Source organism: Paenibacillus thalictri (assembly GCF_004307995.1).
In the GTDB taxonomy this organism is placed as follows: domain Bacteria; phylum Bacillota; class Bacilli; order Paenibacillales; family NBRC-103111; genus Paenibacillus_AF; species Paenibacillus_AF thalictri.
In genome coordinates this window covers 106,738-129,483 of sequence record NZ_SIRE01000021.1, presented here as the reverse complement: position 1 = coordinate 129,483, position 22,746 = coordinate 106,738, and the positions used below count along the sequence as shown (strand labels likewise).

Sequence of the window (22,746 nt, the reverse complement as noted above, 5' to 3'; positions counted from 1 at the left end):
TTGATGTGAATTCACTCCTTCGCATCCGATACTCCGGTTTATTTCATCGTCACATCATTAATTTCAATGTAGCCGGACGGACTGATCCAGACGCCTTCCACTTTCTTCGAAATCGCCGCCAAGCTTTCCGTGCTTCTTAACGGAATGACCACCGCGTCGCGGTTTTCGATCTCTTGAATTTTTTCATAAATTTGCTTGCGTCTCTCCGGGTCCGATTCTCTTCCCCCGCTTTCAATCAGCTGGTCCACATCCTTGTTGGAATAAAACGTATGATTGCCCGGTTGGCCGAAGGAGCTGCTGTGAAACAACTGGAATTGGCTGTAATCGGCATCGCCCGTGGCGTTGGCCCAACTGCTGACGAACATTTCCGTCTGTCCTTTAACCGCCGCATCAAGATAAGCTCCGAATTCCATGACGTTTAATTGAAGCTCGATGCCGATGCCTTTTAATTGCGACTGCAGCACTTCCGCCACGTTCACGCGCTGCTTGTCGTTGCTGACAAACACCGTCGTTTTGAAGCCGTTCGGATAACCTGCCTCGGCCAGCAGTTGTTTCGCTTTGTTCAAATCGTACGGATATCCCGCCACCTTGGAGCTGTAGCCAAATACGTCCCGGCCCAATATGGAGTTGGTCAATTTGCCGACATTGTTAAATACACCTTTGACAATCGACTCCCTATCCACCGCGTACGAGATCGCCTGACGCACCCGCGGATCGTCAAACGGCTTTTTCTTCGTATTAAATCCGATATAATCGACACGATAGGCGTCAAAACGTCCGACATTCATCGTGGAAGAAGCGTTAATCCGCTCGATTTCGGTGATCGGCAGCTGTTCCGCAACCTGAGCTTCTCCCGTTTCCACCATCGCGATCCGCGTCGTATCCTCGGGTACAACCTTAAAGACGGCTTTGCTGATTTTCGCCTTGTTGCCCCAATACTTGTCGTTTTGGGCCAAGACGATTTCTTGTCCGGGCGTCCACGATTCAAAGCGGAACGGACCGGTGCCAACCGGATTTTTCGATAATTCTTTACCGTACTTGTCGATTGCCGCCGGACTAAAGATACTTCCCTCTACGCTGGCCAGCAGGGAAAGCAGCGGCGCGTAAGGATAATTCAGCACAAGCTGGACCGTATAATCGTCGATCACCTTGACTTCGGAAATCATTTTGAAGTTTTGCGCTTTGGAAGTGGGCTGGTTTTTATCCAACACGCGCATGACCGTCTTACGCACCGCTTCGGCATTAAAAGGGGTACCGTCATGGAAAGCTACGCCCTGGCGAAGCTTGAATTCCCACGTAACGTCGTTTAATTGTTTCCATTCGGTAGCCAGCAGCGGCTTAAAGTTGTTGCTTTTGTCCAGCAGGACAAGCCCTTCGTACACTTTATGAAGCACGATGGAGTTGGATTCGTTCTGATTGCTGTAATGCGGATCCAGGTTATTGGCGTCGCTTAAGCGCGCGATCACCAGCGTCCCCCCGGTTTTAGACGGCGCAGCGGCCGCACCCGCGTTGCCTTCGCTTGTCGTCTTGCCGGAGGAACAGCCGGCCAAAGTGAGGGCAACAATCAAGAAAGCGCTAACAATTTGTTTTTTCATGGAAACTCCCCTTTGCATGAATTGATCTTTCTCTTTACATCATAGAGAAATTTAAGACGGCCGAGTTTCATAATCTTTACATGTATTTAAACAATATTGACCTATATGTTGCCTTGTCGTCGTGCGCTTAATATTCGTGTCCCCTCCGGTCATTGCGCGTTTTGTCCTCCAGTTTACCATGTTTCCGGCAGCGATAAAACAGCTTAAACCGTTTCCGGGGCGCACGCCGCAAGCATGCTCACGGCTCGTACGAACTTTGATTTACACAATCTTTACCACTATTTAATGTATCTTTACGGATTGGCAAAACCGTATTTACAACGCCTTTATTTTTGATAACGTTGAACGTAACCAAAGGAGGTTATCATCATGAATGTCGATTATGCGGAATCGTCCAAGCAAGCGCTGCCAATACCGGCGGCGCCCGCACGCCCGGGCAAGTGGCGAACGTTTTACCGCAAGCTGCGCAAAAACAAAATGGCGATGGTCGGCGGAGCGATCATCGTTGTGTATGTGCTGACGGCGCTTTTCGGACCGCTGTTTACGACACACGACCCTTTTCTCGTCGACTTGCCGAACAAGCTGAAACCGCCTTCCGCCGAGCATTGGCTGGGAACGGACGATAAAGGCCGGGATATGCTGAGCCGGATTATTCTCGGAGCCCGCTTATCCATGGGCGTCGGTTTTGTCGCCGTGCTGATCGGCGCCGTCTGCGGAACCGTGCTTGGCCTGCTGGCCGGTTATTACGGCAAATGGACGGATACAATCATCATGCGTGTGATCGATATTTTGCTTGCTTTCCCGGGAATTCTGCTTGCGCTTGCCATCGTAAGCGCTTTAGGTCCGAGTCTGGTCAACGTAATGATTGCGATCGGCGCGTTTTCCGTTCCGATGTTTGCGCGCATCGCCCGCGGTTCTGCGTTAACGGTGAAAAAACTGGAATATATCGACGCAATCCGCTCCTTGGGGTCCAGCGATCTGCGGATCATCTGCCTGCACATCTTCCCGAACATCACCTCACCGCTAATCGTGCAGGCCACGCTGCGTTTGGCAACGGCGATTCTGACGGCGGCCGGGTTGTCTTTTCTTGGTCTCGGCGCGCAGCCGCCGCTTCCCGAATGGGGCGCGATGCTGAGCAGCGGACGCGACTTTTTGTTTACACAGCCGCAGCTCGCTTTATACCCGGGACTTGCCATCTCGATGCTTGTTATCGCTTTCAACGTGTTCGGCGACGGACTACGGGACGCGCTGGATCCAAGAATGAAACATTAGAAGGAGACAAATCATGATGCTCATATACATCGTCCGCCGCCTGCTGCAGATGATTCCGGTGCTGCTCGGCGTTATTTTGGTCGTGTTTCTGGTCATGCAGCTTGTGCCCGGCGACCCTGCGGCGCTGCTTGCCGGAGACGGCGCATCCACAGAAACGATCGAGCGCATCCGCCATCAACTAGGTCTGGATCAGCCGATCATCACGCAATACGTTCGTTATGTCGCGGACGTCGCCCACGGAGAGCTGGGTCTCTCCTTACGTTCGAACCGTCCGGTGCTGAATGAAATTATGATCCGCCTGCCGGTTACGATCGAACTTGCCGTAGCGAGCATTGCCATTACAATCGTGCTTGGCATGCTGGCCGGCATCGTTTCGGCAACAAGACAATACAGCGCCGCCGATTTTACGATCATGATCGCCGCATTGCTTGGCGTTTCGCTGCCCAGCTTTTGCCTCGGACTGCTGCTCATTTATTGTTTTGCCGTAAAAATGCAGCTGTTTCCGGTCGCCGGCTGGGGAACGTGGAAACATATCGTGCTTCCCGCGATCACGCTGGGAGCGGCGGGAGCGGCGATTGTCGCGCGAATGACGCGCTCCAGCATGCTCGACGTCATCCGCCAGGATTATATTCGCACCGCCAAAGCCAAAGGGCTTGCAGCAAGTATCGTCATTTACAAACATGCGCTGAAAAACGCGCTGATTCCCGTCATCACCGTAGTTGGCCTGCAGTTCGGCGTATTGCTCGGCGGCACCGTTGTTGTCGAATCGGTATTTGCCATTAACGGGCTTGGCCGGCTCATCGTGGACGCCATTCGCATGCGCGACTTGCCTGTCGTACAAGGCGGCGTGCTGGTCGCATCCGTCATTTTTGTGCTCGTCAACCTGGCCGTGGACATCTTGTACCGCAGCTTTAACAAACGGATCGAAATGGAATAAATGGAGGAACCGACATGGGAACACACCGGGAAAAAATTTTGGAAGTGCGCAATTTGCAGACGCACTTCTATACCGACGAAGGCATAAGCAAAGCCGTCGACGGCATCGACTTTACGCTGCACAAGGGAGAGACGTTGGGACTTGTCGGCGAATCGGGCTGCGGCAAAAGCATTACCTCCCTCTCCATCCTGCGGCTCATCGCCGCTCCCCCGGGTAAAATCGCAGGCGGGGAAATCCGCTTCAGAGGCGACGATCTGCTGAAAAAAACGGAAGCCGAAATGCGCTTGATCCGCGGCAATCAAATTTCGATGATCTTTCAGGAGCCGATGACCTCCTTAAATCCGGTATATTCGGTCGGGGAGCAGATCGCCGAAGTGTTCCGCCACCATCAGAAGCTCGGCCGGAAGGAAGCGTGGGCCCAAGCGGTCGAGATGCTGCGCATCGTTGGCATTCCTTCGCCGGAGAAACGCGCCGGGCAGGAGCCGTTTGAGTTGTCCGGCGGGATGCGCCAGCGGGTGATGATCGCCATGGCTATGGCCTGCAATCCGGACATTCTGATTGCCGACGAGCCGACCACCGCGCTGGACGTTACGATTCAAGCGCAAATTTTGGATTTGATGAAACGGCTGCAGCAGCAATTCGGCATGGGCATCATCATGATCACCCATGATTTAGGGGTCGTATCCGAAACATGCGACCGCGTAGCCGTCATGTATGCCGGCAAAATCGTGGAGATGACTACCGCGAAACGGCTGTTCGAGCAGCCTAAGCACCCGTACACCGTCGGCTTGCTGCAATCGCTGCCCCGCACCGACCGGGACCAGGAGCAATTAAACGCCATTCCCGGCAGTGTTCCAAGCCCCTACCAGATGCCATTCGGCTGCCGGTTCGCCCCCCGCTGCGAGCATGCCAAGCACATTTGCCATACGGCGTTGCCGGAGCTGACCGATCTGGGGGACGAAGACCAGGTTCGCTGCTGGATGTATACGCCGGAGTGGCACAAACAGCCGGAACAAACGACGAAAGAGAGGATTCTTGCATGACAGTGACGGCACAAGAAACACGCAAACTGAATCCGCTGGTGGAAATCAGCCATCTGAAGCAGTATTTCCCGATCAAAGGCGGCATCTTCGGGCAAACGATCAATTACGTCAAAGCGGTGGACGACATCAGCTTTACGATCTACGAAGGCGAAACACTCAGCATCGTCGGCGAATCCGGCTGCGGCAAGTCCACGACTGGACGTGCCATCCTCCGGCTTGACGAACCGACAGCGGGAGAAATCCACTTCCGCCAGAAGGATGTGCTGGCTCTGGGCCGCAGCGAGCTCAGGAAACTGCGCAAAGAGATGCAGGTCATTTTCCAAGACCCGTTTGCCTCGCTGAATCCAAGGCAGACCGTCCGGCAAATTCTCGGCGAAGCACTGGCCGTGCAGAACGTCATCCCCCGCGACAAACGGCCCGAGCGGATCAAGGAGCTGCTGGCCGGCGTTGGTCTGCGGCCCGATCACATCGACAGATATCCGCACGAGTTCAGCGGCGGCCAGCGCCAACGTATCGGGATCGCGCGGGCGCTGGCTGTGGAACCCAAATTGATCGTCTGCGACGAAGCCGTTTCCGCGCTGGATGTGTCGATCCAAGCCCAGGTGCTCAACCTGCTCAAGCATCTGCAAAGCGAATACAAGCTGACGTATTTGTTTATATCCCACGATTTGGGCGTCGTCCGCCACATTTCCGATCGCGTGGCGGTGATGTATCTCGGTAAAATCGTGGAAATCGCCGAGAAAACAAAGCTTTTTGAAAATCCGCAGCATCCTTATACCAAAGCGCTGTTATCTTCCATACCGGCGCCGGGCGGGGCGGTCAAAAAGGAGCGTATCCTGCTTACCGGCGACGTCCCTTCGCCGATCAATCCGCCGCAGGGCTGCCGTTTCCATACCCGCTGTCCACAGGCCGCCGAGCGGTGCAAACATCAGGAACCCGCGCTTCGCCGTCTGGGCGAAGACCACCAGGCCGCTTGCCACCTGCTTGACGCTAGATAAAAATGCAAAAATAAATTATGATAAGGGTAAGCTTTTCCCGCTAGAGCAAAACGATCATGCGTACGGAAGGGATCCCATGATTAGCTTCGAAGGTTTTACGCTGCTTATATTGCTGTTTATTTTGGCTCCTATCGTTGGAGCTATTATTTTATTGTTTCTGTTTATATTCGAGAAACGCATCGATTTGCTGGAGAACAAAGCCAAAAAGATCGAGCTGGAGAAAGAGCTGCAGCAGGCGCTTTACAGCCAGCTCAACCAGCAAATTCAGCCCCATTTCCTGTTTAATTCCTTAAACGTCATTTTGACGCTGGCGCGCCTGAAGCGCAACGAAGAGCTGGTCAGGGCGCTGGAAGTGTTTTCGCAATTTCTGAAATTTAAATACAAAACGGACGAACCGATGATTCCCCTCCGGGAGGAAATCCGCTACACGGAATATTACATCGAAATTCAAAAGCTTCGTTTCGGCGCGCGTCTTTCGATCGCCATGGAATGCGAGGAACGGCTCAAACAAGCGTTTATTCCGCCTTTTGTGCTGCAAACGATCGTCGAAAACGCCTTTAAGCACGGATTGGAGCGGAAAGTCGGAGACGTCAGCTTAAACGTGCGTTTTTATCATAAAGATGAAAACGCTTACCTCACCGTGCTGGATAACGGACCGCCGGACTCGCCCGCCGATGAACCGCCGGAACCGGGAGGGACAACGGAGCAGCTGGAAAAAAGCGGCTATGGCCTTGATAATATTCGGCGCCGCCTGCATTTATGTTTTGCCGATCAAGCCGATCTCACGATGCGTTTTATACAAGGAAGCGGTACCGAAGTGCATGTGAAATGGCCTTTTATTACAAAACCCGCTGCGGAAGAGGTGCCCCGATGAACGTGTTGTTGGTCGACGACGAACCGCTCGAACTGGAGCAGCTGGAATATTTAATTCAGCCTATATTCCCTTATTGGAAGTTGTACAAAGCCGCAGACAGCTGTCAGGCGATGGCGATCAGCCAGCAGACGAAAATTCATCTCGCCTTCCTCGACATCAATTTGCCGGGTAAGTCGGGGCTTGAATTGGGCGCGGATTTGCGCTTGCATAACGAGACAATCGACATTATCATCGTCACCGCATATCAAAACTTTCATTACGCCAAACAATCGATCCGGCTCGGCGTGGTCGATTATATGACCAAACCGATCATCCAAAGCGAGCTAGCCGACATATTGGGCAAATACCGCAACAACCGCTCCCAATCGGAAATTTCCCGCCTCATTCACGATGCGCTGACGATCATTCATGAGAAATTTGCGGATAAGCTGACGCTCCCCGACCTGGCCGGGGAAGTACACGTCAATCCTACCTATTTAAGCCGCCGTTTTCACGACGAGGTGGGCGTGTCGTTCTCCGAATACTTGATTCAATACCGGGTTGAAATATCCAAAAAATATCTGCTCTCCCGCCCTGACTGGAGCATATCGGCCGTAGCCGAGAAAACCGGCTTCAACAGCCAGCACTACTATTCCACGATTTTTCGCAAAAGCGTGGGCAAAACACCAAAAGAATACCGCGAGAAGGGGAAATAACCATTGCTCTACCATTCATTTCGCGAATATGTGCTAGGCGCGACCAAAATCGGCATCGGTCTCGGCGTCGTCTCGATCCTGGCCAGATGGGTTACGGGCAATACGATTTTCGCTTCTCCGGAAGCGCTGGTCAAATACGGCATATTTGGCGGGATCGGATACGCCCTGATGGGTGCGATTACCTTGGTTGCGTTCGGCTGGGTCGGCAAACAAGTGCGCAAGCAGTATTCGCAAGGCCAGACGATCGGCGACTTTTTCCAATTCAAGCTGCATCCGCTCGGCTACTGGATTATGATCGGCATTCTGCTGATGACAAGCATCGAAGGCATGTTTATGCAAGGCATGGCTGCCGGCGTGCTGGCCAATATCCTGTTTGGCGTACCCATTCCAGTCGGCAATCTGATCTTTTTTATGTTGTGTGTGCTGTATGTCGCTCTTGGCGGCATCGTGGTCATTCACCGGCTTGCTGTGGTGCAGATGATTTTTTTGTTTGCCACGGCGATCCTGATTCCCCTGTACTTTTTTATCGAAAAAGGGGTCGAGCACGTATACGAGGGAATCCGCCTGTACCATCCTTATCTGCTTGTCGTCAACAATCACGAAGGGATGTTTTTTATCGTGACCGGCCTGTTGATCGGCTTTGGGCAAGTGTTTGTCGATCAGGCCTCCTGGCAGCGTTTGTACATGCTTGAAGAGAAGAAGGTCGTGCCGACGTTTGTGCTTTCCGGACTGATCTGGTCGACCATACCGCTTGCCTTCTCCTCATTTGTGATGGTCGTTATATTTACCGGCGGGTTTCAAAACATTTTTTCGTTGCTGTTCGACCTTGTCCGCAAAATCGATAACTTGTTTCTGCTGACGCTGTTTGCGCTGTGCACCTTCGGTGCGATTATTTCCGCTTTCTCGGCGGGGCTGCATTCGATGATCAGCCTGATCGTGGGCAATGTATATTCCTTGTTTAACCCTTACGCCAGCGAGCGGCAAAAAATCCGCAAAGGCTATTCGCTTGCAATCGTGATCGGCTTGTTTTCGTTTGTTCTGACTTTTTATTTTACGCCGACGCTGCTGGACCTGCTTTTTTTCTTTGGCATCATCTATGCCGCCTTGGCCGTTCCCGTGCTTGTCATCGTGCTGAGCAGACAAAAGGCGGGCAGCTTTATCCCCGTATGCACGGTGCTTGGATTGACGTCCGCTTATATAGCGCGCAGTCATGTCGGCAATCTGAATGCCGTGTGGATCAGCATGATCGTTTCGACCGCACTGGTGATTGCATATCTCGGCTTCCAGCTGCTGCATAAATATTGGAGCCGGCGGACGGCTCCCGGCAGCCTCTAACCGTACGTTGAAAGTAACAACGGCACGCGTCATCTGTTTTTTCTATTGCACGAAAAGCCGTCCGGTATTTCATCGCCGGTCGGCTATTTTTTATGAGCTGGATCCAGTAAGCCCCCCCCCAACACCTCTTAGTCGTTCGGGAGGCCACTGAAAAAGCAGCTTAAGTGAGCGAAATCATGTTGGAGAAGCGCCAACGTTCGCTTTTGTTCCCTAATTTCACCTGCCGCAAGCAGGTACATTCAAGAAATTCGGGAACAATTGGTGATCGTAAGCAAGATTTGCTCATGCAGCGTTCACTTTTTCAGTGGCCTCGTCGTTCGGCCTTGTAACTTTTCGATATGCGGATAATCGAGCTGATCGGGCACCTCCTTTTTCGCCGGTCAATATTCGTTTTTTATTTGTGATTTGCACCGTTTTCAGGTACATTAAAGTTGCTAGCCTGCGGATATTATTTTAATGGACAAAGGACGAGGAATATTGCGCGATCTAAACATCAACTATATTCAGTCGGTGGACCGGGCCATCGACATTTTAAACGCTTTTTCCGCGGAAAAACCGGCGCTGACGATCGATGAGGTGATGAAGATTACCGAACTGACCCGGGCGACGGCTTACCGCTTGTTGTATACGATGGAGCGGAGAGGGCTGATCCGGTACGACACAGCCGCCTACCAATACCGGCTTGGGCTGAAAATGCTCGATTACGGCTACCAGCTCACCTCTTCGCTGGACATCGTCAAGGAAGCGGAGGACATTCTTACGGGGCTGCACGTCAAGACGCAGCAAACGGTGCTGATGGTGCTGATCGAAGATGAGCAGCTCGTATACGTGTTTAAAAAGGAAAAAGAAGAAGGGCTGAAATATTCCTCTTCCGTCGGACAACGCCGGTCTTTATTTTACGGAGTGCTGGGCCGGGTTGCTCTCGCTTATTTGCCCGAAGAGCGGATCGCCAAGCTGTTAAGCGGACCGATTCCGAAGGAGACGCCGCATACGGTGACGGACAAGCAGCAGATGCTCGAGCAACTGGCGGAAATTCGGAGAACCGGGATTTGCGTGGAAGTCAACGAAACAACGTTGGGGGTAACTGCGATCGGAGCCCCTATCTATGACGCGAAAAAAAATGTCGTTGCCGCAACTGGCATCATTTGTCCTTCGATTCAGCTAAGCGAAGATCAGCTGCAGCAATTTAAGGAAATGCTGCGCAAGGCCGCAGCCGACATTTCCGGCAGATTGGGTTACATCAGCGCAGGTTAAAAGGAGCAGGCCGCCACTTCCATCTTGGATATGGCAGCCTGCACATTTAAATTGACCAATGGGTAATTATTGCGAGAAAGCCGCTTTCCCCGGTAAAATCGATTTCCCCCTCATTCCCCACGTGGACTCCATGCGCTGCGCCAATGTTGTCAGGATAAGAAGCCGATGGATCAGAGTATCGTCACAAGAATGATTATGCGCGGCGCCCCGTTCTGGACATAGGCACTATCCGGATGGATCACGGACTGAGTGAGACTGTCGATTCATTGAACAGATCCAAGCATTGTGCATCCCCCAACGTTAACGGACATCAGCGCAGCTATATAAACCAAATCTGTGGTTTGCTCAATGGGACGGACACCAGCGCTCTTATTTGGCCTGCCATCGCGGTTTCCCCGACTTTTTTGGGCAAATAAAGTCGCGGGTGTCCGTTAAAAATGATAACCTCGATTTTTTTGCCAAATAAGAGCGCTCCTGTCCGTCAGCGTTGGAGCGTGACGTTTGCATGCATAAGGCCAACCATAGCAACGAGGATGTCCGTTACCGCCAGCCAAAGATTAACTTTCATCAAGTTGAATCGAGATCGCTTCATTTGCCGCATTCGAGCATGCTGTGATTCCGGGTTACTCCATAATCGCCATATGATTGCGCTAATGCAACCGATACGCGATCTGAATACCGGTCATCTATCGCTAGCCTGACAACATTGGGCGCTGCGCCCTGGACCCGCCACCTTAGCAGGAGGAGTGTGCCTCGGGCCCGCGCTTTCGTGCACCTCACCGTCGCTAACGCTCGGTTGGGCGCACAGCGCTTGACTGCGGCGCATTGACGCGGGGCACAGCTGCTTGCCTCGGGCCCGCGCTTTCGTGCGTCTCACCATCGCTAACGCTCGGTTTGGGCGCACAGCGTTTGACTTCGCTTCCATGTTATCGCTTAACCTTTTACCGAACCGGCGACCATGCCGCTGATCAATCGTTCCTTCATGATCATATAAAATAAGATCATAGGAATGACGGCAATGATGATCGCCGCCGACATCATCCCGTAATCCACCACAAACTCCGATTTCGCATAAGCTACAGCAACTGTAAGTGTGCGGAACTTTTGGTTGGGCAGCATAATAAGCGCAAATATATAATCATTCCAAATAGCTACAAAAGATAAAATAGAAATTGTCACGATCCCGTTTTGGCTCATGGGCAACACAATCCGATAAAACATCTGCCATACACCGCAGCCGTCAATAATCGCCGCTTCTTCCAAAGCGACAGGAATCACCCGCATAAAGCTGACCAACAAAAAAACGCAAAACGGCAGTTGGTGGCTGATATAGGTGAAAGCGATGGAATAGCGGTCACCCAAAAGTCCCAGCTGCTGATACAGCTTGAACGTACTGGCCAAAATCGTTACATTCGGGATAAACACGGCCATCGCAAAAAACATATAAAGCGTATGCGCCCCTTTGAACTTAAACCGGGAAAGCGCGTAAGCGCACGGTATGACGCATACAAGCAGTCCGGCCAGACTGATCAGCGTGATCGTCAAAGAATTGTAGAAGGCAAGCGGGATATTCGTATCTTTAAATACATGGACATAGTTGCTCCAATCGAACTTTTCCGGCAGCAGCTTTCCGCTGGCGAATATTTCTTCATTGCTCCGAAACGAATTGGAGAAAATCCATAACAGCGGCACAATGGTTAAAATCGCATGAAAAGTAAGCAGCGCATATTTGATGCACGTTATCCAATGAATTTTAGCCGATAACATCATCCTGTTTTCCATAGGTCCCCCCGGCAGTGTTAAAATTCGACTCTCGTTTTCGTTAATTGTTTAAAGAGCAGCGAAACGACAAGGCTGAGCAGGAAAATGAACATGGCCATCGCCATGCCGTAGCCGTACTTCAACGTGACAAATGCCGTTTTATACATGATGGTCGCCGGAACTTCCGTTGTCGTACCGGGACCTCCCCCGGTCAATATAAAGATGTAATCGAAATTTTTAAATGCGCCCGTTATGGCCAGGATGATGCATATTTGCAGCACTCCCCATAATAAAGGAATCGTAATTCGCGTGAACGTGACCCAAGCGCCGGCTCCGTCAATAACTGCCGAATCGTAAATTTCTCCGCTGATATCCTGCAATCCCGCAAGCAAAATAATAAAAAACAATCCGATCGTGTGCCAAATCGGCACCGCAATCGTAGCGTAAAAGGCGGTTTTATCTTCGGAAAGCCATCCGCACGCGAGCTCCTGCAGACCGACCGCTCTCAAAGCTTGATTAATGATGCCGACATCTTTATCATACATCAGCATAAAAATGAGACACATGGCTGAAGACGAAATAACAACGGGCATAAAATAACTGGATCTGAAAAAAGCCGAACCTTTGATTTTGTCTCTCAGCGCATTGGCCAATACAAGCGCCGCACCAACCTTGATCAGCACAGCCAGCAGCGCCCAAACCGCGATTTTCCAAATCCCGCCTACAAACAACGGGTCCTTAAACATCGACATATAATTGTTCAGGCCGGAATACACCGGCTTATTGATGCCGTCCCAATTAAAAAAGCTGTAATATGCAGTTTGCAGAAACGGCACGATAAAAAACAGGCAATAAATCAGCAAACCGGGTACTAGAAATAGCAAAACTGATTTTCTCAGCTTTAATTCACCCATCGCAATGGTTCCTCCCGCTCCGGAAATTGAAATGGACCGGCGCCAAGCCGATCCATTTCTTGACATTCATGCAGCTATAAAGCACCGTTCATTTACGTTTCCGCTATCCAACCGTTTTCAGAAATTTTGCGTCGGTACAAAACGTCATCCAATTGAATCCCGAAACCTGGAACATCCGGAATCGATACCATGCCGTCTTTAACCCTATACGCCGAAGCGTCTATGCCCTCCACGCTCATCTCATCCCATTCCACGAATTGAAAATGATCGATAGCCGCAGCTAAATGACCGGTTACATAATTTCCGTACGAGCTGCCGTAATTATGGGGTGCAGACCTCACCCCGGCCGCATCCAGCTTCTCCGCCAACTCCAGCCAATTCGTAAAGCCATAAAAGCGAACGTCGTATTGGATGACGTCAATCAGTCCTTTGGTCGCCCACTCGATGACAGGCGGCGCAGCCAATCCTTCACCGTCCGCAATCAACGTATGTGATCCGCGTCCGCCCAGCCAATCCTTCAGATCCGCGTACAGCTCGGGGTCCTCGTGAAAAGCTTCCTCCAGCCAATATACGCCGGCTTCTTCCGTTGCCTGCAAAAATTGCTTGGCCATATTCAGATTGTAACCGTTATTGGCGTCAACCATCAATTTGGCAGCCGGGCCCACGTTTTCTCTTACCCCGTTGACAATGGCAATATCGCGGTGCATGCCTTCAGCCAATGACATAAACCGGGCTCCTCTGCCGATTTTTATTTTAAAATTCCGATGGCCGCGTGCCGCGCCTTCTTCCGCTTCCGCTTGCAGCAGCGCTACCGCTTCCGCGTCATGCTGCAGGTGAAGGTCATCAAACAACAGGGAAGTGTCGTAACAAGGGACACGCAGCGGAGCGGCTATATCTCTTTTTCCGACAAGAGCATACACCGGTTGCTGCCTGACAGCGCCGAGCCAATCGAGCAGGGCAAATTCAATGCTGCGAAACGGCGGGGTCACCCTCCCGTCTTCAGCAAACAACCGCGATGCATGTACTCCTACCAGATCTCCCGCTTCCTTGCGGTCAATGCGTGACCATCCAAAACCGCTAATTCCGCCAATCGTAACACGGACAAGAGGGTATGAAACCGTAAGCCCATGAGTGCGCAATCTGGAATTGCCTCCTGCAAATCGCGGTCTAATGCCCTCAAGCGCCGCATATTCGATTTTTTCAATCCGCCAATCGGATGGAAACTGGGAATTGCTCATGTTTTATCTCCTCTTTCACCATTTATTTCTTATAGGCTTCATCCAGTTTTTCGGCGAATTGTTTGCCGGTATACTTCCCTACCCAAAAATCGGCGAGCAACGGCCATACTTTATCGCGCTGCGCGTTATCCATCTTTTTCCCCATCCAATAGTTGCCCGGTCTTTTATCGGCAATATCCGATGCCTGAACGATTACTTTCGGAATTTTGGACGTATCGATCTGCACGCCTTTCATCGGAATCGGCGATCCGCCATCCTCATAATACATTTTCCCGGCTTCTTTGCCGGTCATCAGCTTCAGCAGTTTGACGATATACGGCTTTTTGACCGGGTCTGCGTAACCTTTTGCGCCTGCGAAGTACAGCTGGGTTAAATCTTTGATCATCCGCTTTTCGGTTTCCACACCGCCCGGAATCAAAGGAAATTCCACAGGAACCCACTGATCCAGCAGTTCCGGCTTGACCGTTGCCATTGCTCCGGAGTTGCTGATAATGATCGCCGTTTTCCCCGTGTTTACATATTTGGCAAACACAGCTTGATCCTCCAGCGCAGAAGCGTCATCCGGGGCATAACCGGCCATTAATTCCTTGGCATAATCCAGCGCTTTGATGACGTCGGGTTTATTAAACGGCTCCAATCCTTCAAACAAATCGGAAACTCTTTGCGCTCCGAGCATCCTGTCGAGCACATAGTTCAGCGGGCGTTCAATGGTCCCCGATTTCGCCGGGATCGTGCTGACAGCCCAAGGGATATACCCTTTTTCCTTAAGCACCTTGACGGCCGCAAGCCAATCGTCCCAAGTCTCCGGCAGCTTTAAACCGCATTTTGCAAAAATATCTTTGTTGACGATAGGCATGTTGTAAAATAAAATCATTGGCATGGCACGAACTTTGCCGTCGACAGTTGCCGTTTTCCACGCATCCTCATCAAATAAGTCCTTTATGTCGGGGTCGGTTTTTAATTCCGTCAAATCGGCAATAGCGCCTGAAGCGATGATCTTATCCATGCCAAGATTAGGATCCGGCCTCCAGTAGTTGAACACATCCGGCGTGTTGTTGCTCGCCGCGTCAATCTTGATTTTGTTGGCCAGATCAAAGCCCGGCGCCGTTTCAATGACCAGGTCGACCTGCGGGTTTTCCGCTTTGAATTTATCCAATAATTTCGTTGTCGGACCTCCCAATCCCGATGTGCCCGTATAGTTGGTGGCGAATCGGATCGTAATTTTCTTGTCGGTTGCCGCGCTTTTGGCCGGTTCGCTTTTGGCGTCAGCCGTTTTGGCAGGATCGGCAGGCGGCGTATTGCTTGCCTGGCAGCCGATCAGCGCGCTTGCAACAACAACAGGTACAGCGGTTTTAACCCATTTCCTCATCATGTTACCCCCTTTAATTCATTTTCCTTCCTTATCATAAAGCCGGGCAACCGTTTTCAAAATGCGTGTGCTCCGGGTATTTGGGACATATTTCAAGATGAGCAGGCGAACGGGAAATGAGCACTTATTCGATACAAGGCAAGGTCAACTGTATCGTCGTACCGCTTCCGGACAACGAGCAAATGCGGATGCCATAAGCCGGTCCATAATGCAGACGAACGCGTTCGAACACATTTTTTAAACCGACGGACCCTTCGTAGCTCTCATCATTAAGCTGGCGATCCAGCACAAGCAGTTTTTCCGCGGAGATGCCAACTCCGTCATCCGTGACGAAAAACCGCAGAACACGATCTTCCTTTCTTCCTTCAATGACGATGGTCCCAGGGCCCGCTTTTTTCTCGATACCGTGATACAGCGCGTTTTCGACAACCGGCTGCAGCAGCAGCTTTAATGTTTTAAAATGATAAATATCGCTATCGATACGAATGATTTCTTCAAACTTTCCTCCATATGCCGTCTTCTGGATACTCAGATACAATTGAATATAACGCACCTCTTCTTCAACCGTGCTAAACGCTCTCCGATGAAGCGAAAGGCGAAGAAGCTCGCCGAGTGTGCCGATCATCTCGCTAATCTGATAGCTGCCCTGAAGTTCGGCCATCATATTGATCGATTCAAGCGAATTATATAAGAAATGCGGGTTAATCTGATTGCGCAGCGCAATCAATTCCGTCTCCTTTTTCCTTAAATTCGCTTCGTATACGTCATAAAACATCCGCCGCATTTCCGAAACCATATAATTAAAACTGGAACCAAGACGGCCGATTTCATCCTGGCTGTTCGTTTCGTAGTGCACGTCAAATTGCCCCATCTCCACTTTCTTCATCAGCTGCTGAAGTGTGCGGAGAGGGGTCGTCAGGCGGCGGGCAATCCAAATGAAAATAACGATGGATAAGATCATGGCCGTGGAAGCCAAAACAAATACGAGCAGAAACACCCACTTTTCGTTTTGGGAAATGGTTTCATAAGGCATAACGAACATCGCTTTAATGCCGCTGACCGAGGAAATAACACTTCCCGCTTTATAACGCTGACCTCCGAAAGTAACCAACTGCGAAAATTTATCGCCGGCCGGCTGCTCCCATACACGAAGCAATGCGCTCTTTTCCTCATCGTCGTTAAAACGGCCGTATATGAGACGATTGCTGTTATCAAACAAGTAGACGCTGCCCTGATATTTAGGGTTCATCTTTCCGATCATATCTTGAATGACCGACAAATTGGTCAAAATCATAAACAAACCGATCGGCTTGTTGTGAGCGTCCAAATCGTTGATCATTCGGCAGGAGGTAAGCATCGGCTGATACGGATTTTCGATATAATCCGGCTTGCCGCCTCCCAAAAATACCGGTACCCCCGCGGAAGCCGCACATTCCCGGTACCAGTCGGTTTGCTTGTAGGCATAAGAAGGTTTGACATAACCAAACTTCAAATAAGGTAATATATCCCCCGAATCGTCCAAGAAGATCACTCCGGTAATGTCGTAACGGCCGCTGAGCACGGAATTACCCGCCAACTTTAGAGCCGCCTGCTGCAGTTTCAAGCGCTCGTCGGCATTTGCCGGTTTTCCCTTCCATAATTCCAAAAACGGATTGTCGTAATAAGGGAGCGTGGACAACTGGGTCAACCCGTTCAAATAGGTATCGACATTAATCGTAAATTGACTCAGCGTCTCCAGCACGAATTCATCAATTGTTTTTTCCATCGACTTTTTATAGGTGACATAACCTACATAACTGACAAGCGTTAATGGAACAACAACAAGCGCTAAATAAGTCGCTACCAATTTATACAGCAGCCCTTTATTTCTCCACAGTCTGGACAACTGAAAACCTCCTTTAACAATAGAGCTTTCCACTCCAATTACAAATAGCGCTTGCGGTATTCGCCGGGGGAATATCCCGTATGTTCACGAAATACGCGATTAAAATGCCGATAGCTTTGAAAGCCGGTCTTGTCGACGATTTCTTCAACAGCCGCCGACGTTTCGCTAAGTAAACGTTTTGCCTCCAAAATGCGGATGTGGTTAATATACTCTGTAAAATACATCCCCGTTTTTTTATGAAACAGCTCGCTTAAATACGTAGGATGCAGATGGACAAAAGCCGCCGTTTCCTTTAAGTTGCATTTTTCCCGGTAATGTTTCTGGATGAAGGTCATCGCTTGGTAGACGGGCCGGTCGTTTTTATGGCGGTTGGCGTTTTCCTGCGCTTGTCTGTAAGCGATCCGCACTTGTTCGTAACCCATTTGCGGTGCGCTGATGCCTGTAATAACCTCAAGCCTGGCATACGTTTTCATCGAATATTCGATCTCGCCGCCGATTTTTATCGCCGTTTCCACCAACGGCTGCGTAACGCCGGAAGCAAACACGACAACAAGCGGCGCATCATCGGGTCCAAGAAACGCCGCTCCGGTTCCGTGCTTCTGGATAATTTCATGAATGATCTGCTGAAAGAATAGCTTGAATAACTGTTCGTCTTTTACTGTTTTCGCGCGGCCGATAAGCGATTCGGGATCGATCTCCAGGCTCATGACGACATATTGCATTTCCGCAAAACGCAAGCCTTCCTCCTCCAAAATGTCCCTCTCCACGGAACCCAAATAAATATTCCCTTCTACAAGTTGTTTGACCGCTTTCTCCAACGCGCTTCGCCGGGTCTCTTCTTTAAACGTTTGTATTTGCGCTTTTAACGTTAATTCCGATTTGCGTTCCGACAGCTTCGTTTCCATTTTCCTCAGCACCGCCGCCAACTCATTGCTTTTTACAGGTTTCAGCAAATAATCCTCCACGCCTATCCGCAACGCGCGCTGAACAAATTGAAATTCGCCGTAACCGCTCAAAATGATAAAAGAAAGCGACCCCTGTCTGGAGAGAGCGCTTTCAATCATTTCCAAACCGCTCATCCCCGGCATTCGAATATCCGCAATAACGGCGTCCGGCGTCAACGCTTCAATGGCCCGTATGCCTTCTTCGCCGCTTGCCGCTTCCCCGACGATTTGCCAACCCGGACATAACCGCCTGATCATATTTAGCAGTCCTTTGCGGATAAGCAGTTCATCGTCCACAATTAAAATAGTAGGCATTTGTGTCATCTCCTTCCCCGCCTCAAGGCGGCAAAACATCATATTTCGCACGAACCGGCCTCTTCTGCCCGAAGAAATCTGTCAGAACAAACAACGTTAGCACCGATTTACTTAAGTCGCTACCTCCCGTCGCCGGTGCTCCAGCCTGAATTTCCCTGTTCATATCATAAGTCAAATATTTTCCTTTTGAAATATGCAAAATGAATGGCTGCAAGCCGGTTTAAATAATCCACTAATCCGCTAAGCATACTGCGGCTGCAAAAAAAGACCCGCCGCAGGCAGGTCTTGATTAGCTTATATTCAATTTACAACCAGCCCCGCACATATGCCGAGTCTCCGTTTATTTTCAACCATGCAAGTGGCAAGCCACCAAATGACCTTCGGTCATTTCTTTGAGCACTGGAATTTCCGTTTTGCAAACCTCCGTCGCAAACGGGCATCTCGTGTGGAAAATGCAGCCGGAAGGCGGATTAAGCGGCGATGGGATCTCGCCCTTCAGCGTGATCCGCTGCTTGCGCGCGCCCGGATGCGGCAGCGGCACGGCGGACAGCAGCGCCTGCGTATACGGGTGAAGCGGCGTGGCGAACAAGCTGTCCGTCGGCGCGACCTCGACCATTTGCCCTAGATACATCACGCCGATCCGGTCCGAAATATGGCGAACGACGCTCAAATCATGGGCGACAAACAAATAGGTCAGCTTAAACTCTCCCTGCAGCTGCTGCAGCAGGTTGATGATTTGCGATTGAATCGAAACGTCCAGCGCGGATACCGGCTCATCGCAGACGATGATGCGCGGATTCATCACAAGCGCCCGGGCCAAGCCGATGCGCTGACGTTGACCGCCGGAAAATTCGTGCGGGTACCGGTAGTAGCTTTCCAATTGCATACCGACCTTTTGCAATATATCCATCACACGGTCGGTGCGCTCCGACTTGGCGCCGATGCCGTGGATCGCCAGCGGTTCCTCCAGCGTGCTGCCGATCCGTTTGCGCGGATTCAGCGAGGAATACGGGTCCTGGAACACCATCTGCAGCTCCTGCCGGATATTGCGGAATTCTCTGTCGGAGAGTCCGTATATATTTCGCCCGTTGTACATCACTTCCCCGCCGGTCGGCTCCAGCAGCCGCAAAATCGTCCGGCCCAAGGTGCTTTTGCCGCAGCCCGATTCGCCGACAAGTCCGAAGGTTTCTCCTTCAAACAGCTTGAAGGATACGTCGTTAACCGCCTTGACATGCGCTTTCGCGTTGCCGAGCAGCCCCTTGACGGGGAAATATTTTTTCAAGCCTTTTACTTCTAATAACGGCTCGTTTGATTTAGCGGCTTGCGTTGACAACACTTCCGACCTCCTGCTGCGCAATTTTATCGTAATGCCAGCATCTTACTTTATGAGAGCCTTGATAGGCGGCCAGCTCAGGCATGTTCTCCCGGCATTTGGCATCGGCATGCGGGCATCTGGGCGCGAAACGGCAGCCTTTCGGCACATTGTGCAGCGAAGGCACCATACCCTCAATTACATGCAGCTTGTGGCTGCGGTCCCCGTCCATCTGCGGAATCGATTTCATCAACCCGCGTGTATACGGATGAAGCGGTGCGTCAAACAACGAATGCACATCGGCTTCTTCGACAATTTGCCCCAGATACATAACAACTACACGCTGACATACCTCGGCGACAACACCCAAATCGTGAGTAATCAAAATAACGCCCATATCCAGCTTTTCGTTCAGCTCAACGATCAAGTCTAGAATTTGCGCTTGAATCGTCACATCCAGCGCCGTCGTCGGTTCATCGGCAATAAGCAGCTTCGGCTGGCAGGCGAGCGCCATCGCAATCATCACCCGCTGCCTCATCCCGCCGGACAGTTCATGCGGAAACTCGTTGACCCTTTTTTCCGGGGCCGGGATGCCGGTCAGCTTCAACAGCTCGATCGACTTGGCATGCGCTTCGGATTTGGACATATTCTGATGAAGTATAAGCGACTCCGAAATTTGGTAACCTATTGTATATACCGGATTCAGGGAACTAAGCGGATCTTGAAAAATCATCGAAATGTCGTTGCCGCGAATTTTTTGCATTTCCGCTACGGACAACTTGAGCAGACTTGTTCCTTTGAACAAAATTTCACCTTCGTAGCTGGCCGTCTGCTTTTCGTCAAATAACCGGAGGATGGACTGCGACGTGACGCTTTTCCCGCAGCCGGACTCTCCGACCACACCTAATATTTCCCCTTGCGCCACCTCGAAGGAAATGCCGTCGACCGCGGTAACTCGTCCTCTTTCCGTTTGAAAATGGGTTTTCAGTTGCTTAATTTCAAGCAGTTGCTGCTTTTCCATGGAAAGCCTCCTAGCCAATATCTTTGTCTTCGTGTTTGCTGGAACTCCATTATTTTTTGGCTTGATTGGTTTGAGGATCGAGCAGGTCGCGCAGTCCGTCTCCGAACAGATTCAGCCCCAGCACCGACAAGATGATGCTGATCGCCGGAAACACGGTCATCCACCACGCTTTAAAAATAACGACTTTGCCGTCGTACACGATATTGCCCCAGCTCGGCGCCGGCGCCGGAACCCCGGCTCCCAGAAAACTTAAGCCCGCTTCGATAATAATCGCATCGGCGAAAATAAATGTAGCCTGCACGATCAGCGGCGACAGCGTATTCGGCGCAATATGCATCCAAATGATCCGCCATGACGGGGCGCCGATCGCTTTCATCGCTTCAATATATGTCTGCTCACGCACGACCAGGGCCGCCGAACGGACGGCGCGGGCGACGTAAGGCGTATAAACGATCGTCAGCGCGATCATGACATTTTCCGTGCGCGGGCCAAGCGCCGCCATAATCGCGATAGCCAGTAAAATGCTTGGGAATGCCATCATCCCGTCGCATATGCGCATCAGCACATTGTCAAGCACACGATAGTAGCTTGCGTACAAGCCAACGATCATGCCAAACAGCGATGTGGCAAGGGCAACTGCAAAACCTACGCCCATCGATACCTGTGCGCCGTAAAATACCCGGCTCATCAAGTCTCTGCCGAAATTGTCGGTGCCAAACAGATGCTGCGCGCTGGGCGGCTTCAACCGGTCCGACACTTCCATCTGGTATGGATCGTAGTGGGTAATCAGCGGTGCGAATATGGCGATCAAAGCGAGCAGCAAAGTAAGCACGCTGCCGAGGACGACCATTTTATTGGATAACACGCGACGGACGAATAAACTGTTTTGTTGTTTCCGCAAGCTGTTTTTGACGGTAAGTAGCTCTGTTTTTTTACCAGCTGCCTCCATAATGCAACCCTCTCTATTCTGAAAATTCGCAGCATGCACAGTTATTCCGTGACGGCCTCACCGGACATAGAGCGGTTATTTCCGATTTAGTCTCACTCTTGGATCGATCACCCCGTACAGCAAATCAATTACGAGATTAATGAACACATAAGCGAACGTGACGAACAAAACGACACCTTGAATGACCGAATAGTCGCGGCGTGTAACCGAGTTGATAATCAGCTGGCCGATACCGGGAATGTTGAAGATCGTTTCGGTGACCGCCGCCCCGGCGACAAGCATGCCAAACGTTTGGCCGATGACGGTCAGAATCGGGATAAATGCATTACGCAGCGCATGCCGGTAAATAACATTGCGTTCCTTCACCCCTTTGGAGCGGGCCGTTTTGATAAAACCCGCATTCAGCACTTCCAGCATCGAGGAACGGGTCATCCGGGTAATTAGCGAAGCTTGCATCGTGCCCAGCGCAACCGCCGGTAAAATCAAATATTTCAGATGCGTCCACAGACCGGCGCTGAGCGGTTTGTAACCGGCAACCGGCAGCCATTTGAGCGTGACGGCGAACAGCAGCACCAACAGCAGCCCAAGCAGGAAGCTGGGAATGGAGATGCCCAGCAGGGAAGCGCCCATTAACGTCTGATCCGCTGCCGAACCTCTGCGGTTGGCGGCCATAATGCCAAATGGAATAGCGATCAGGATAGCAAGAATTTGCGCAAAGATCGATAACGACAGCGTTGGGCCGAGGTGATTCAGAATCGCGTGTGTCACCGGTTCCTTCATAAAAAACGAGAAACCTAAGTCGCCCCGAAACACGCCGCCGATCCATTTGATATACTGCACATAAATCGGCTGCTCCAGCCCGAGCTGGGCCCGCAGCTCAGCTACCTGCTGCGGGCTTGCATCTTCGCCCAGCATATATGCGGCCGGATCGCCGGGCGTAAGATGGATGACCATAAATACCATCAAGGATACGACAAACAGCACGGGAATAAGCGAAAATACGCGTTTAACCAGATACGTGCCCAAAAACGGTCC

The 22,746-nt window shown here is 51.2% G+C and carries 20 protein-coding genes; 9 read left to right on the top strand and 11 right to left on the bottom strand.

Annotated features, from left to right (window positions below):
• Nucleotides 1–38: 38 nt before the first annotated feature.
• The gene (locus EYB31_RS27005; RefSeq protein WP_131016551.1) at nt 39–1,595 is read right to left on the bottom strand and encodes a glutathione ABC transporter substrate-binding protein; all 1,557 of its coding nucleotides are present in this window, start codon (nt 1,593–1,595) and stop codon (nt 39–41) included.
• A gap of 369 nt (nt 1,596–1,964) precedes the next feature.
• Here EYB31_RS27005 and nikC point away from each other — a divergent pair, with 369 nt between their 5' ends.
• The 9 genes from nikC to EYB31_RS26965 all read left to right on the top strand — a co-directional run bounded on the left by nikC (nt 1,965) and on the right by EYB31_RS26965 (nt 10,003).
• Nucleotides 1,965–2,867: a nickel transporter permease gene (gene nikC, locus EYB31_RS27000; RefSeq protein WP_131016550.1), complete on the top strand. Its 903-nt coding sequence runs from the start codon at nt 1,965–1,967 to the stop codon at nt 2,865–2,867.
• A 16-nt stretch (nt 2,868–2,883) separates the two neighbouring features.
• Nucleotides 2,884–3,804 carry an ABC transporter permease gene (locus EYB31_RS26995; RefSeq protein ID WP_131016640.1) on the top strand — a complete coding sequence of 307 codons (921 nt, stop codon included), beginning with the start codon at nt 2,884–2,886 and terminating at the stop codon, nt 3,802–3,804.
• 14 nt (nt 3,805–3,818) lie between these two features.
• The gene (locus EYB31_RS26990; protein ID WP_131016549.1) at nt 3,819–4,847 is read left to right on the top strand and encodes an ABC transporter ATP-binding protein; all 1,029 of its coding nucleotides are present in this window, start codon (nt 3,819–3,821) and stop codon (nt 4,845–4,847) included.
• Entirely contained in the window at nt 4,844–5,845 is a 1,002-nt protein-coding gene (locus tag EYB31_RS26985; protein ID WP_131016548.1) for an ABC transporter ATP-binding protein, read from the top strand. Before EYB31_RS26990 ends, EYB31_RS26985 begins: the two co-directional genes overlap by 4 nt.
• Nucleotides 5,846–5,921: 76 nt before the next feature.
• Nucleotides 5,922–6,719, top strand: coding sequence for a sensor histidine kinase (locus EYB31_RS26980; protein WP_131016547.1), 798 nt, complete (start codon nt 5,922–5,924; stop codon nt 6,717–6,719).
• The gene (locus EYB31_RS26975) at nt 6,716–7,414 is read left to right on the top strand and encodes a response regulator transcription factor (RefSeq protein WP_131016546.1); all 699 of its coding nucleotides are present in this window, start codon (nt 6,716–6,718) and stop codon (nt 7,412–7,414) included. The genes EYB31_RS26980 and EYB31_RS26975 overlap by 4 nt, the downstream gene beginning before the upstream one ends.
• A gap of 3 nt (nt 7,415–7,417) precedes the next feature.
• Nucleotides 7,418–8,749: a sodium:solute symporter family transporter gene (locus tag EYB31_RS26970; protein ID WP_131016545.1), complete on the top strand. Its 1,332-nt coding sequence runs from the start codon at nt 7,418–7,420 to the stop codon at nt 8,747–8,749.
• A gap of 164 nt (nt 8,750–8,913) precedes the next feature.
• A complete protein-coding gene (locus EYB31_RS40390) occupies nt 8,914–9,078 on the top strand; it encodes a hypothetical protein (RefSeq protein WP_165452645.1) in 165 nt (54 codons plus the stop codon).
• Between the two features lie 127 nt (nt 9,079–9,205).
• On the top strand, nt 9,206–10,003 hold the full coding sequence (locus EYB31_RS26965) for an IclR family transcriptional regulator (RefSeq protein WP_131016544.1): 798 nt from the start codon (nt 9,206–9,208) through the stop codon (nt 10,001–10,003).
• A gap of 933 nt (nt 10,004–10,936) precedes the next feature.
• Here the strand turns inward: EYB31_RS26965 and EYB31_RS26960 are convergent.
• The 10 genes from EYB31_RS26960 to EYB31_RS26915 form a co-directional block, all read right to left on the bottom strand.
• On the bottom strand, nt 10,937–11,785 hold the full coding sequence (locus EYB31_RS26960) for a carbohydrate ABC transporter permease (protein ID WP_131016543.1): 849 nt from the start codon (nt 11,783–11,785) through the stop codon (nt 10,937–10,939).
• A gap of 17 nt (nt 11,786–11,802) precedes the next feature.
• Nucleotides 11,803–12,678: a carbohydrate ABC transporter permease gene (locus EYB31_RS26955; RefSeq protein ID WP_165452644.1), complete on the bottom strand. Its 876-nt coding sequence runs from the start codon at nt 12,676–12,678 to the stop codon at nt 11,803–11,805.
• Nucleotides 12,679–12,770: 92 nt separating this feature from the next.
• Nucleotides 12,771–13,916 carry an enolase C-terminal domain-like protein gene (locus tag EYB31_RS26950; RefSeq protein WP_131016541.1) on the bottom strand — a complete coding sequence of 382 codons (1,146 nt, stop codon included), beginning with the start codon at nt 13,914–13,916 and terminating at the stop codon, nt 12,771–12,773.
• 22 nt (nt 13,917–13,938) lie between these two features.
• Nucleotides 13,939–15,288: an ABC transporter substrate-binding protein gene (locus EYB31_RS26945; protein ID WP_131016540.1), complete on the bottom strand. Its 1,350-nt coding sequence runs from the start codon at nt 15,286–15,288 to the stop codon at nt 13,939–13,941.
• A 121-nt stretch (nt 15,289–15,409) separates the two neighbouring features.
• A complete protein-coding gene (locus tag EYB31_RS26940) occupies nt 15,410–17,170 on the bottom strand; it encodes a cache domain-containing sensor histidine kinase (protein WP_131016539.1) in 1,761 nt (586 codons plus the stop codon).
• Between the two features lie 38 nt (nt 17,171–17,208).
• On the bottom strand, nt 17,209–18,429 hold the full coding sequence (locus EYB31_RS26935) for a helix-turn-helix domain-containing protein (protein WP_165452643.1): 1,221 nt from the start codon (nt 18,427–18,429) through the stop codon (nt 17,209–17,211).
• A gap of 346 nt (nt 18,430–18,775) precedes the next feature.
• Nucleotides 18,776–19,762: an ABC transporter ATP-binding protein gene (locus tag EYB31_RS26930; RefSeq protein ID WP_131016639.1), complete on the bottom strand. Its 987-nt coding sequence runs from the start codon at nt 19,760–19,762 to the stop codon at nt 18,776–18,778.
• Complete coding sequence (locus EYB31_RS26925) at nt 19,743–20,762, bottom strand: ABC transporter ATP-binding protein (protein WP_131016537.1); 1,020 nt, start codon at nt 20,760–20,762, stop codon at nt 19,743–19,745. The genes EYB31_RS26930 and EYB31_RS26925 overlap by 20 nt, the downstream gene beginning before the upstream one ends.
• Before the next feature lie 49 nt (nt 20,763–20,811).
• Nucleotides 20,812–21,711, bottom strand: a complete 900-nt coding sequence (locus tag EYB31_RS26920) for an ABC transporter permease (protein ID WP_131016536.1) — start codon at nt 21,709–21,711, stop codon at nt 20,812–20,814.
• A gap of 75 nt (nt 21,712–21,786) precedes the next feature.
• Nucleotides 21,787–22,737 (bottom strand): ABC transporter permease, encoded by a 951-nt coding sequence (locus EYB31_RS26915; protein WP_131016535.1) that lies wholly within the window; start codon nt 22,735–22,737, stop codon nt 21,787–21,789.
• Nucleotides 22,738–22,746 lie beyond the last annotated feature (9 nt).